11 protein-coding genes and 1 tRNA gene are annotated in these 13,431 nt (G+C 56.4%); all 12 read right to left on the bottom strand.

Annotated elements, in window-relative coordinates; all coding sequences use genetic code 11:
- Positions 1-155: 155 nt before the first annotated feature.
- Complete coding sequence (gene spoIIE / locus DQG13_RS21290; protein WP_113022034.1) at positions 156-2,648, bottom strand: stage II sporulation protein E; 2,493 nt, start codon at positions 2,646-2,648, stop codon at positions 156-158.
- Positions 2,649-3,492: 844 nt separating this feature from the next.
- Positions 3,493-6,153 (bottom strand): MerR family transcriptional regulator, encoded by a 2,661-nt coding sequence (locus tag DQG13_RS21295; protein WP_113021951.1) that lies wholly within the window; start codon positions 6,151-6,153, stop codon positions 3,493-3,495.
- Positions 6,154-6,294: 141 nt separating this feature from the next.
- Positions 6,295-6,368 (bottom strand) — tRNA-Met (locus DQG13_RS21300).
- A gap of 107 nt (positions 6,369-6,475) precedes the next feature.
- On the bottom strand, positions 6,476-6,985 hold the full coding sequence (locus tag DQG13_RS21305; protein WP_113021953.1) for a S1 domain-containing RNA-binding protein: 510 nt from the start codon (positions 6,983-6,985) through the stop codon (positions 6,476-6,478).
- Between the two features lie 117 nt (positions 6,986-7,102).
- A complete protein-coding gene (locus tag DQG13_RS21310) occupies positions 7,103-7,444 on the bottom strand; it encodes an FtsB family cell division protein (protein ID WP_113021954.1) in 342 nt (113 codons plus the stop codon).
- Positions 7,445-7,471: 27 nt separating this feature from the next.
- On the bottom strand, positions 7,472-8,035 hold the full coding sequence (gene yabQ / locus DQG13_RS21315) for a spore cortex biosynthesis protein YabQ (protein ID WP_113021956.1): 564 nt from the start codon (positions 8,033-8,035) through the stop codon (positions 7,472-7,474).
- Entirely contained in the window at positions 8,032-8,316 is a 285-nt protein-coding gene (gene yabP, locus DQG13_RS21320) for a sporulation protein YabP (protein WP_113021958.1), read from the bottom strand. Before yabP ends, yabQ begins: the two co-directional genes overlap by 4 nt.
- Positions 8,317-8,506: 190 nt before the next feature.
- Entirely contained in the window at positions 8,507-8,767 is a 261-nt protein-coding gene (locus DQG13_RS21325; protein ID WP_113021960.1) for an RNA-binding S4 domain-containing protein, read from the bottom strand.
- On the bottom strand, positions 8,767-9,039 hold the full coding sequence (locus DQG13_RS21330; RefSeq protein ID WP_113021961.1) for an HU family DNA-binding protein: 273 nt from the start codon (positions 9,037-9,039) through the stop codon (positions 8,767-8,769). Before DQG13_RS21330 ends, DQG13_RS21325 begins: the two co-directional genes overlap by 1 nt.
- A 232-nt stretch (positions 9,040-9,271) precedes the next feature.
- Complete coding sequence (gene yabN / locus DQG13_RS21335) at positions 9,272-10,801, bottom strand: bifunctional methyltransferase/pyrophosphohydrolase YabN (RefSeq protein ID WP_113021963.1); 1,530 nt, start codon at positions 10,799-10,801, stop codon at positions 9,272-9,274.
- 6 nt (positions 10,802-10,807) lie between these two features.
- The gene (locus DQG13_RS21340) at positions 10,808-12,544 is read right to left on the bottom strand and encodes a putative polysaccharide biosynthesis protein (protein ID WP_113021965.1); all 1,737 of its coding nucleotides are present in this window, start codon (positions 12,542-12,544) and stop codon (positions 10,808-10,810) included.
- Between the two features lie 243 nt (positions 12,545-12,787).
- Complete coding sequence (gene spoVT / locus DQG13_RS21345) at positions 12,788-13,330, bottom strand: stage V sporulation protein T (protein WP_113021967.1); 543 nt, start codon at positions 13,328-13,330, stop codon at positions 12,788-12,790.
- Positions 13,331-13,431: the final 101 nt, after the last annotated feature.

Below are 13,431 nucleotides of genomic sequence, written 5' to 3' on the forward strand. Positions count from 1 at the left end.
TGTCTCTAGTATGTCCGATTAATAGAGTGTTTAGACGGAAAGAAGCGGGTTGTTCCAAAAAATTCTTGCCAACTGCGCTGCGCCGCAAAAAAACAGGACCCGGACCGGGCCCTGTTGCGGTATACGGACACAATAGACCGGCAATGGCAAGAATGTCAGCTTACTGTTTTGGGCCGTTCAATCCGGTTGATGCCGGGCCAGCGGAAGGTAGACCACTCCGGGCGGTAGCGTTCGATCCGGGCCACAATCACCGTCATATCGTCGGAAATTTCTCCCTGCTGCTGTCTGACAATCCGCTCCAGCAGGCAATCGGCAATATCCTGGGGGCTTTCGGCGGCGATTTCCCCAATGATCCGCTTCATCCACAGCTCCTTGTTCACCGCATAACCCGGCGCATCATAGATGCCGTCGGTCATCATAATCAGCACATCGCCGGGCTTCAACTGGGTGCTGATCAGATCCACGTCGATTTCCTGCAATATCCCTACGGGCAGGTTGTTCCCGGTAATCTGGATCACCTCATTGCCGCGTTTGATAAAGCTGGGGGTGGAGCCGATTTTCATAAAAGTGGTGTCGGCGCTGTACAGGTCGATCAGAGCCATATCCACCGTGGCGTACATTTCATCGGGTGACCGAAGCAAAAGCACCGAGTTGACGGATTTAATCGCCAGCTTCTCATCCATGCCGGATTGAAGCAGCTGCTGCAGAATAGTCAGTGCGGTGCTGCTTTCCGCCCGGGCCCGCTCGCCGTTGCCCATGCCGTCGGACAGCGCCACCACAAATTTGCCGTTGCCCAGCTCCGCCGTGCTGAAGCTGTCGCCGGAGAGCAGGTCGCCGCCCTTGGCTGCCCCGGCAATGCCTGTCTCCACCTCGTACTCCTTGGCCGAGCCGAAGGTAACGGTGCAGGAGCCGTCTCCCTTTTCCGAGGAAACCTCCTTTTTAACGGCGATATTCTCACCCAATATGTCAGATAATAGCGGAGCAATAATTTTGCGGCACTCATCGAAGCCCTTGGTATACTGGTGGACAATCTCGATTTCCACATTGCCCTCTTCCAGATTGATCACATCGATGGTCAGAATGGACAGCCCCAGCCCCTCCAGGGCATTGCGGATTTGCTCCTCCTGAAGGTACAGCTCCTGCCCTTCCCGCTTAATCTCCCGGGCCAGGTCCTCCATCACCTGGGATACGCCCACCAGCTGCTCCGAAACCAATTGGCGGCTCTCGAGAATCTGCTTTTTCCACCGCAGATCATGACGGTACAGGGTATATTGCTGCTTCATTACCTCCAGCACCTGGTCCGGCCGCTGGCAGGCCTTGCGCCATTCCTGCTGAATATCCTTGCGGGAGAAATGCTCGTTCTGCTCCACGGCCGTCATCATTTCCGTCATGAACTTGTAGGTGTCGTAGAACTGCCGGTCCCAGCATTGCTGCTTCTTCCAGCAGAACATGCAGCTTTTGTTGGCCACCGCGTTCATGAAATGGCTGACCTCTTCCTCCTTTTTCCGCTCTGTGCCTTCCTCCGTCAGCTGGCGGAAGCTTTTGGACAGCTGCTGGAACACCTGGGAAAACTGCTCCACCCGCCCGGCGGTAATGTCCCGCACCCGCTTGGCGTATTCGTAATGGCTTTTGATGTTCTCCTGGGTGCCGGGCACGTATTTGGCCAGCACCTTCACCGCCTCCTTGGGCGTCAGCAGGAACAGTCCCAAGGCCACCAGCGTTTCCCAAGTGGATGCCAGGATAACGGATTGATCTCCCACATAGACCGTGAGAATGGAGCATCCCAGCAGCATCCCCAGAGCCGCCGCCCACTTGCCGCCTTCCCTTAGCAGCCCCGCCAGCAAACCGGCAAACGCCAGCAGGCTCATTTGGTAGATGGCGTTCATATCCGCCAGGCTCAGGATCAATCCGGTAATCACGCCTACGGAGGCGCCCAGCGGCGCGCCGCCCACCAACGCGAAGAGGAGAATCAGATAGCGGGAGAACACATGCTCCACGGAGACGCCGCCTACCAGCCACCCTACCGTGCCGGTCATCACTGAAGCCAGCAGAATGATCAGGCAGATGATTTCCTCGTGCTTCAAATTGGTCTTTTTGCGGGATTGGGTCAGCACCGGCACCGCCTGGATAAAAATCAGCGTCAGCACCAGGGACAGCAGCGCCTCCACACCGGTTAACATAAAGCTATACCATGAAAGGTCAGCATTCATCACATAGGACAGAAGCTGCACCACAAATACCGAGGCAAAGGACATCAGGGGAAGCAGGGAAATATCTGAACGTTCAAATTTTTCCACACCCTTCTGAATCAGGACAAATACCAACAGCTCCGTGATCACGTAGCCGGGATGGGCGGCGGGAGAAAAGATGCTTCCCGCTGCCAGAGCCAAACCTACCCAGGGCACCAGCTCCCGGCGCACAAACAAAATGACGGCAAAATAAGCAATGGCAAAGGGCGACAGCCTGTCCAAAATAGTGGCGCGGCCCAGCAGAAACGCAACCGCTACCAGCAATATGGCCCACTTGCGGATGACCCAGGCTTGTGTCAGACGGTTTTCCAGGAGGAGGGTTTTCAAGCCCTGGGTCATCTTGCGCGCCTGGGCGGGGATCACTTGTTCCATTCCAATCATCTTGTTTGGCTTTTGCATAATGATCAATTGCACCACCTTAATCAGTTTTCATTGGCAAGCGGCCGCCGGCTGACAGCGTCTACAAGGGCAACATAGACAATCCCTGGTCGGGAAAGTCGTTAAGTGAACCCTATTATAGAGTGAATCTATCAGAAAGTTTGTCAGATTCGGTTGCTAGACCGGAAAAAGTTTCCGACAGCCCGCGCGAAAGAGCGCTATCCTTTACGGGGTAACGGATTGGGGGAATTGGAGGGCCGGTTGGCTGCCGCCCTTTCCCCAGCAATCCGCAAAACGTGAGCGCGCGCCGCCGAAAAATGATGTCGATGTAAATCAGTCCGGCTGACGGAACGCCAAGAACTGCAAAAAAATCATTTTGGCGGGACTGTTGAGGGACTGTTGATCTGCTCAGACAGCCTCTTCTTCCGCATGAAATAACAGGGCTGTCCGAAAAGTACGCCAAGGTGAATCCATATTCGGCAGAAAGGACCGGGAGATAACGGGTTTTCTGCAGGAAAACCCGCTTCGGAAGCATACGTCTTAGGACAAGCCGAATCTGGCTAACGAATCTCTCTCACGCTATTTCGCGAAAACGGGCATGATAAAAAATCTAACGAATCTATATCACGTTATTCGCCGGTTTGAACGCCTTTCGGCGCACATTCGGACAAATAGCGATCCTACGATTCGTTAGATTTAAAATATGCTCACATATAGTCAAATAGCGATACCTAGATTCGTTAGAGTTTTCCCATTTTTGAAGCTCTCAAGACAGCCTTTTTCCGGGAGAGATTGTAGCTTGCTGAATATTTATTCCTCCCATTTGGCTTTTCGGACAGCCTGCGTTATAACGGTAAACCTCTCTCTATTCATGTAAATTCTCATTCAGTATTTCAAGAACCTTATCCATGCACAGCGCCGCTTCTCTGATTCTCGCCGCGATTTTGCTGCGCTTGTCCTTGTCCTGCAAGTTGATCAGCGTCACATTGAAGCCCCCGCCCAAGGCCTCCAGGTCGTTGCCGTTGTCACGGTTCCAGATTTCCGCCGTGCGCCGGTAGAGCTTGCCGATCTCCTCAAGGAAGGCAAAGTCGGGGTTCAACGCCTGAGCCCGTTCCAAGAAGGCAAAGACGCAGCTCCCGTTTGTCGCCATGTTGCATATGTTGCTCGTATGCATGGCCCATCCGTCATCGAATTCCTCGGGCATCATGCCGTCAAACTTTCCGTTCTCGATACCGTTGGCCCAAGCGCGAAAGGCCTCCGGACCGAAGCAAAACGCATCGGTCTTTACGGTGAACAGCCTGGGCATATCGAGTATCACATCCCGATATATCTGCTTTAGATCCACCGGCCGCTTCTTTTCGCCGACGAAAAGCCATCCCTTGGCGGCATGGGTTGAGGCTGCATGCTCATCAATGACCTGCTCAAGAGGTACACGGTCGGGTTCGGTTTTGTCGCCCGTCAGGTACAGCAGCGTTTTGCCATGCTCCTCATAGCCGACGTAGATACCCCAAGGAGGGCCGTTGCGCGTTACGGCGATGACGGGCACCCCCTTGTCGATGTAAGCGATCATGGTCTGCACGTACATTTCCTTGTTGGCAAGAAGCTGTTTTTCCGTCACAAAAGTGCTGGCATATCCGCATTTTTCAAAGATGCTTTCCAAATAGCCGCCGCCTTCGCGGACAAACCTGCACGACGATACCGCCTCGCCCATGTATTCGCCATAGGAATACACCTGGGCCAGAATGTCGCCCGTCAGCCCGGCGAAAAACCAATAGCCGAAATCCGGCTCATCGATATATTCGCCAAGACATTCCATCACATACCGGGCACAGCCGTTAAACCAGTAATTTTCACCGTATTCGCTGGTGATAAATCTGTGGAGATTGGGAATGGTGTTATTGCTCTGTTTCATGTTCACGGTAAGCGCGCCCTCCTTGATTTTGGATTTTGGCACCTGTACAAGCTGAGAAACGCGGATGGAACGGAAATATTTTTTGATGGAGCTGTTGGAGCCCAGAATAATGGGGCGAGCCGGCTCACGGCTGATGTCAGCCGCCATGTAGGGGAAATTCACGCCGCAATAGCGGACCTCGCCGTTGAGGATAACTGCGAAATGCTTTGGACCCGCAATCCATGTCAAATGATTGTATATATTCGGGTTGATTCCGCCGCGCTTAGGGAAGCTGAAATAGTCGCCGAATACCGGCTGGTGGAAGCAGATCGCTTCCTGAGATAACCTTTCGTCAGGATTGTTGTTCATATTGACGCCAAACAGGTAATTCAGGTCCTCGCCGTGATGGAAACGGATGCTGCCATCGTTTTTCCCATGGCCCCAGCCGCCGCTCTCGTCTCCGACCAAGAACTCCATGTCCACGCGAAAGGGCAGCCTGACCGCCACATGGGTCGATAATACCCGCGTCGCTATCCAGGAAATAAACTCCGCTTCCCCTTGCTCGGTAACACGATAATGCGGGCGATTGATCGGGATCAGCTGGTCCATTGCTACATCTTGCGTCCATAGAATCGGATTGGCATTTTCGATTTCCTCAACCGTGATAGATCCGTGATCCATTTCTTCCGGCTTGCGGAAAAGTTTCGAGTCGGGCAAACGCTTTTTAACGGGTACGAGCAAGGACACCAGACTCCTTTGACCGTCCGGGGAGATCAAGTCCTCCAGCATCACCTCGTGGCGCAAACGGCCGTCGTGCGTATAGTCGATTTCGTAGTACGGGTTGCCGTCGAAGCCAGACACGAGGGAGCGGAAGCGCTCGCTCATGTCCTCGTCCAAATATACATTGGCAGCCGCGAACAGGCCTCCCTCGAATCTGTAGTCTGCATAAGGGCCTTTATTTTCAAAGTCGTCAGCGATTTTTATAACGGTGATGTCGCCTGCGTCTGTTTGGAACTCAAAGCGCTCATGCGCTCCCGGCGCACCGGGGGCGAGACCGTGGGTCTGCACCCACCGCCAGAACCCCTCCGGATCGGACGTTTGCTCGCTTCCTTTCAGACATGATGATAAAACCCGCATGGGCGGCAGTGCCACAATGGAGGGTTCGATAGGCTTTGACAATCTGTCCGATATAGCGGAAAGTTCATCATAGCTCATGGTTCTACTCCTCTCCAACGTGTCGAGCTGCTTCTCCATCTTCTCATACAGAATGGGCAATGCCGAAATCTTGGTGATTCCATTTTGCATCATGGCCAGCAAAAACTCATTCACAATACGGCGGAGCTCTGTTAATGCGTTCACCTCTTCGTCGATGGCGCGTATGCGGTTCACAAACGTTTCCACCACGACGCTCATATCCGCGCTTCCGTAAATGCGAATGATGTCCTTGATGGGAATCTTCATCTTCCGAAGCACCATGATCTGCTTCAATCGCTCGATATTCGCCGCGTCATAGCATCTGTATTTTCCGGAATACGACCGGGCGCTTTGGATCAACCCTTCCTGCTCATAATAGCGAAGACTGCGGGATGTGATCCCAAGCATGTTTGTCAGATCGGTTATTTTTACCAAACCCATGTTTTCTGCTCCCTTTAGCAGGATTACAAAATAAACATATCACTTGACCGTGCGTCAATGTCAATAAATATCAAGAAATACCTGGGAGCCCGCAAAAAAAATCCCCTGCCTCCGGGGCAAGGGATTGCGGTAAACCATATATAGCGGCGAAGGGAATCGAACCCCTGACCTTTCGGGTATGAACCGAACGCTCTAGCCAGCTGAGCTACGCCGCCGCGTATAGACAAGCATGAGTATACCCGATGAATCGGGAGGCCGTCAAGACGCAAAAAAAGCCGTACGGATTCACGAGGTCCGCACGGCTCTATGGGTGTCGGGTGGCTTAGTCGCGGCGCGCGCCTCGGCCTCCCCGCTTGCCTTCCGTATTCTTCTTCAGAGAGGACATCCGCTCCTCGCTGTCCTTCAAGAACTTGGACATCTTGTCTTCAAAGGACGGCTTGCCCATGGGGGCCTTGTGGAAGGAACGTCCGCCGCGATCGCCGCGTCCGCCTCCTCCAAATCCTCCGCCACCACCACCGCCGCCAAATCCGCCTTCACTGCGTTCGCGGGGAGGAAAGCTGCGGCGTTCAGGTCTGGCCGGGGTCTCACCTGGAGGTTTGTCGACGGCTTGCTTGATTGAAAGGCCGATCTTTCCGTCCTTGTCCACGTTGATCACCTTGACGAGAACCTTATCCGCCAGCTTCAGATGATCATTAACATCTTTCACGTAATTGTCCGCAATTTCCGAGATGTGAACAAGGCCTGTCTGTCCTTCCGGAAGTTCCACGAACGCCCCGAAATGAGTGATGCCTGTCACCTTTCCCTCAAGCTTGCTGCCTACTTCAATTGCCATAAAGGTAATTGTTCCTCCCTTGACATAATAAAGCCGATCCGAATGATCCAAAAGAACGGGCTACGAGAATTATACCCGAAGGGTCAAAATCGGTCAACAAAAGCCGGACATCTCCCTTTACGGAGTTGTCCGCGGCACGTCGAACACCGTTTCCCCTTGTTTAAACATATGATTATCCTTGCGGATGCGTTCCTCCCGATATTCCGGATCGGACATCCGCTCCACCTCGCGCTTGAGCTTTTCGTTCACCTGCACCGTGTCGTTCAGCTTGCTCCCGAGCGCTTCCAGACGGATTGCAATCTCGTCCGTTCTCTGCATCTGGCTCCACACCGTGGCGCCGGCCCATAAGGTCAACGCCAGCACACCTATGGTCAGAAGACGGATACGCTTGCGGCTTGCGCCAGTTTTGAGGCTGGCGGAGGTTTTGCTCCCAACACTGCCGGCGCGTTCCCTGGACATGAGCTTTCCTCCCGTTCATGAAGCGTCTTACCGCTTGAGCCACCGGCGAAAAGCCTGCCAGGGCCCTTTCACCCAACGCGGCAGCTTGGCATAAGGCCGCACTGCCCGTCCTACAAAACGGAGCAAAAGACGCAAAGGATAGAGCAATTGTATCACAACTTTATACAGGAACATAGCGACTGCAGTCACGATTCCCAGCAGGAAACGGACTATTCGGACCAATAATCGGAAGGGCCGAATAATAAGTATCTCTACACAGCGTATCACAAATCGGATCAGGGCTTCAATTCCGCGGAGCAATAACCGGATCATTTTGACGGAAGTTCGGCTTAATCCCAAAAAATAAACGGTGTATCCGGCAGCCAGTCCCAGAAACACAAAAATCCGGACTTGTCCGAAATTGCCGATAAATAACATGCGGAATACAAAAATCGTGGCGATTGCCCAATAGGCCAGGTCAAAGAGAGGGATCAGCCATCGGGGAATCCGGAGCTCATGGGCCAGGACCCGGTACAGGTCGAACAGGAGGCCGATCCCCATTCCGCTGGCCAGCATAAGCCCCATGGTGGCAAATTGCACAGACAGACTCACTTAAACAGCTTCCCCAAAAAACCCTTGGATTTGCTTCCGCTTCCCCCGTCCACATAGGCCAGTTCGTTCACCAATCCCTCGATGGCGACCAATCCCTGCTCCAGGCTCAGGTTCTTGATATGGAGATTGGAGCCCTTAATCATCAGGTACCCCATCTCTGTCTCCAACAAAAACTCCTCGTTGTCGAAGCTCTCCACATTCAATACCCCGGACAGCTCCAAAAGCTTCCGGTTCAGCATTTTGACTTCCTGGCGCTTGATTTTGCCCGTTTCCACCACCATGGCATGTCCCTCCCTACGTTCGCGCGGACTTAAGGCAACTGCCAACAACTGCGTGTCCACGCCTGCTTTACCATAAGGGTATGGGAGATTGTTCGGGTTTAGAACCAGGGGCTTGGTTTTTTTCAAATCCGACAAAAACTGCAGATAACGAAAACACCGGCCGGGAGATCCCCGGGCCGGTGCATACCGTTTATTCCTTATGGCTCTCCTCGCGGAGCACCGTGTACATACCGGCTGCTTCATCCTTGCGGGAGGTTTCGGCGACGCTCTCCACCCGCACGGTCACGCTTTTTTGGCCAAAGCGGATGGTCAGCTCATCCCCCACCTTAACCTCGCTGCTCTTCTTCGCCTCGCGGCCGTTCAGATACACCCGCCCCTGGTCCGAGACCTCTTGGGCCACAGTACGCCTCTTGATCAGACGGGAAACCTTCAGATATTTGTCCAGCCTCATTATTTAACAGCGTCTCTCAGCTTATTGCCTGCCTTGAAGGCGGGAATCACCGATTCCGGGATGGCGATGGGATCGCCGTTCTGGGGATTGCGGCCGGTGCGGCCGGAGCGCTTGCGGGTTTCAAAGGTGCCGAAGCCAACCAGCTGAACCTTGTCGCCGGCAGACAGCGCTTCCGTCACTTCACCGACGAAGCTGTTCAGAACCACTTCTACATCGCGCTTGGTCAAGCCGCTTTTTTCCGAAATTTTGTTTACAAGATCCGTTTTATTCATTCTGGATAATCCTCCCCAAAAAATGGTTTCAAGCTGCCGGCGAATCCGGCGTCTGAATTGTTAGGTTAAGCTCTTGCTGCCTGCAAACGAGACATACAAAGCCTGTTTATCGTCTACTTATTCTGGATGCTGCCGGAAAATCCTGCTAACAAAGGGCGATTAAGCAAAACTTTTTTCTGTGAAGCCTCCCTTTATCCTGCCTCCTCCTGCCTCCGGCCCGGACCAAATGAATTCAGAGGGCCTCTTCCGGAGAAAGTGTTTTGGCCTCCTGCCAATAGCGCTCCATCTCCTCCAGAGTGGCATCCGCCGGTTTTAGGCCCCGTTCTCTCAGCTTCTCCTCCACGTAGGTGAACCGCCGGACAAACTTGCGGTTGGTCCGGGAGAGGGCCTCCTCGGGATCACAGGACAGGAAACGGGCCAGATTGACAAGGGCAAACAGCAGGTCCCCCAGCTCCTCCACCTGGCGTTCGGGAGCGACCGCCGCCGAAGGGGAAGCGCCCGCTTCCGCCGGCAAACCCAGCTCGGCCTTCAGCTCCGCCAGCTCCTCCTCCACCTTGGCCAGCACATCCTCCATGCGGTCCCAGTCAAAACCCACCTTGGCCGCTTTCTTCTGGAGCTTGTAGGCCTTCATCAGGCCGGGAAGGTCGCGGGGCACTCCATGAAGCGCAGAGAGAGCCTCGGGCTTCAGACCTTTTTGGCGTTTTTCCTCCGCCTTCACCTCTTCCCAGCGGGCCAGCGCTTCTTCGGAATTGTCCGCATCGCGGCTGCCGAACACATGGGGATGGCGGCGGAGCAGCTTCTCGTTCAGCCCGGCGATGACATCATAGGCCGTGAAGCTGCCTGTCTCCTCCTCCATTTGGGCGTGGAGCATAATCTGCAGAAGGAGATCGCCCATCTCCTCGCACATGGCGTCCGGGTCATCATCATCCAGTGTTTCCAAAACCTCGTAGGTTTCTTCAATCAGGTTTTTGCGGATGCTCTGATGGGTCTGCTCCCGGTCCCAGGGGCAGCCCTCCGGACTGCGGAGAATGCGCACAATTTCGTGCAGCCGGGGAAAAGTCTTGTTGATTACGGCGTCTGCCTGAGTAGGCGGCACATAAATCAGCGACAGGTTGCCGTACCCTGTGAGCCGGTCCAGCTCATACAGGGGCACCGCCGTCATGGACTCGCTGCCCGCTACCCCCAAGGCATGGCCCACCCATACGGTATGCTCATCGGGGTACAGCTCCATCAGGGCCAGCTTGGCATCGGAGGCGGTATACATGTCGTACACCTGGCCGATCACCGTGTGCAGCCGGGGGTTCAGCACGGACATGGACAGGCTGGAGGCGTCCAGCAGCTGAAAGCCCTCAATGGGGTCGAATCCGAAGCGGGCAAAGGCCTGATCCAGGAAGCTTTCCCCGCCTACCGCCTCGAAGGAAATCCCTGCCGCGGCGCACCGTTCCCGAAGAAGCAGGGTGGTCCGCTCCGCCACAAAGGGATGGCCCGGCACGGCATACACCACCTGCTTGTCCGTTTCCGCCGCCAGCCGGAGCAGTTCGGCGGCAATGGCCTCATATACGTCCTCAAAGCTGGACTGAGCTTCATAGATATGATCAAAGCTGCTGCAGGCGATGCCCTGTCCCTTCAGATAGGGGACCACCGGATGGTCCTCTGTCCGCAGATAGACAGCATCCGCCGCCGTGAGCCGCCGCAGCACCCCCAGGGTCAGCTGGTTTTCGTCTCCCGAGCCCAATCCCACTACTGTTATTGCCTTCGCCATGCGCGATCAGCCTTCTTTCGATATGGAGTGCGGCGTCTCCCGCAGGAGGCGCCACCGCAACAGGAGCGGCTTCCACCTACTGTGGAAGCCGGGGACCAGGGCCAGCTCCGCTTCGGTGAGCGCCCTGGTCTTGAGCAGCGCCGCCCCGTACACGGCGGCGCCGGCCGCAACCGCGGCCAGGCTGGCGGCAGTATGCCGCAGCCGGAAGTGGCCCTGGCCCCAGGGCAGGTGGAGGATGCTCCACTCCACCGCCAGCACCGCCAGGGCCATGATGCACGCTGCCGCCACGGGCCGGCGCAGCGAGCGGAGCGGCGCCAGGGTCTCCGGCGCCACCGCTTTAAGCGTCCGCAGGTTCAGCGCGGACGCCAGCCCATAAGCGAGGACGGCGCTGGCCGCGGCGCCCTCGATGCCCCAGGCGGGCACCAGAAGCAGGTTGCCCGCTGTTTTGGCCGCCGCAGCCAGGAACAGGCTACGGGCCGGAACCCGCACCGCGCCAAGGCCCTGCAGCACGCAGCCGCTGACAATGTGCAGCGTGGCGAACAGCGCGGTGAAGGACACCAGCGCCATGGCGGGCCAGCCCTCCGGCGACGCGAAGAGCATCACGTTCACCGGCAGGGCCGTGGCCGCCAGGCCGAAGGCGGCGGCCAATCCGGCCAACCAGGTGAACCGCAGCACCGGCCGCACCCGGGCGGCCAGGAGCCCAGGGTCCCGGGCCGCCTTGGCCTGGGCCACCGCCGGCACCAGCGCCGCGGCCATGGAGGTGGCCACCATGGTCACCAGCTGCACCAGCGGCAGGCCGTGGTTGTACAGGCCGAACAGGCGGCTGGCCTCCGGGGCGCTCCATCCGGCAGCCATAAGCTGCCGGGGGATGGTGAAGGTGTCCACCAGCGTCAGCACAGGCATGGCCAGCGAGCCCAGGCACACCGGCACCGCGTAAGCGGCGAAGCGCCGCAGGAACGCTCCCGCAGGCTCTGCCGGGACGGAAGCAGCCGCCACCGCCTCTGCCGCAGTCTCGGCCTTGCTCCTCTCGCGGCGGCCGCCCTGTGCCGCTCCTTGCCGCCACCGCCGGCGCCAGAACAGCCAGGCCGCCGCCAATCCGGCAACCGCTCCGGCGGCCGAACCAAAAACAGCCCCGGCGGCGATCCGGTCGGCCCCTTCCTGCCGTCCTGTCAGCCAGAACAGGAGAAGCAGCATAACAGCCACCCGCACAACCTGCTCAATTACCTGGGTGACCGCCGTGGGCACCATGTCCTGAAGCCCCTGGAAATACCCCCGCACCGCCGCCATCAACGGCGCAGCCAGCAGCGCAAAGGATACGCTCCGGATGCCGGTGGCGGCTGTTTCGACGCCCATCAGGGCGGCGATCCCATCCGCGGCCGCGTACAGCACGGCGAACCCGGCCGTGCCGGTCAAAGCCAGAATCCAGGCCGCCCGCCGGAAAATCAGCCTTGTCTCCGCCAAGCTCCCCCGCCCGGCCGCCTCCGCCACAAACCGGGATACGGCAATGGGGAAGCCCGCCGAGGCCAAGGTAAGAATGAACAAATACAACGGATATACCGCGTTATAAATGCCGAATACTTCATCGCCTGCAATATTTTGCAGCGGAATTTTCTGGAGCGTCCCCAGAACCTTGGAGATAACCGTGGCTATCCCCAGTATAGCCGCCCCCTTCAGGAAAGAAACGCCCGCATCCGAAGCCGGCTTTCCCTCCCACCCGTCCTTCCGCTTCCCTGTCTTGTCCATATGTAAGCTGTCCTTTTCGCGACGGCAAATTATTCCTCTTCATCGGGGGCTCCCCCAAAAGTAATCGGAATTGGCCCCGAAGCATCACGTCACTTTTGGGGGATTGTTATCGTTTCCGCTCCCTTAACTATACCGAATCCGGCTGCCGCACGCCAGTCCCGCTCCGGTTTCCCCCCACGACAAAAAGCTTCCCCCACAGGCCTGGGCCTGTAAAGGAAGCTGGACAGGATTCACACATACCGGTTATTGCTCCATTTGCTTGGCCAGAAACCCTGCTGCAGTTTCCGCCATTTTGACTTCCATTTGACCCATCTTGACGCCGTCTTCCTTGCTGAACAGAATGACTGCTCCGATGGGGTCTCCGCCGGCTACAATCGGGGAAACCGTCACCGAGCTGTAGTTCTCTTGCACATCCTTGCAGATTTCGTAGCTGCCCGGATTCAGCTCCTGCACCGCTTTGCGCTGGTCCATGCAGGCTTCCACCAGGGAGCCGATCTGCTTCTCCAAATAATCCTTCTTGGAGCCGCCGGAGATGGCGATAATGTTGTCCCGGTCGGAGATCATGGTGATATGGCCAGTGCTTTCAAACAGGGACTCGGCATATTCCTTGGCGAAATCGCCAAGCTCGCCAATGGGCGAATACTTCTTCAGAATCACTTCCCCGTCGCGGTCTACGAATATCTCGAGGGGATCTCCCTCACGGATTCTCAAGGTTCTGCGGATTTCCTTCGGAATAACAACTCTTCCCAAATCATCAATGCGGCGTACGATCCCAGTTGCTTTCATGCTCTTGATGCCTCACTTTCCGCGAAAAGTAGTTGATCTCCTGTGTCGCTTTATCACTTTGTGGATGGGAGCTCGTGTACTGTCCATAGTATTCATCTGTT

Source organism: Paenibacillus sp. YN15, assembly GCF_003285005.1.
Lineage (GTDB): Bacteria > Bacillota > Bacilli > Paenibacillales > NBRC-103111 > Paenibacillus_AR.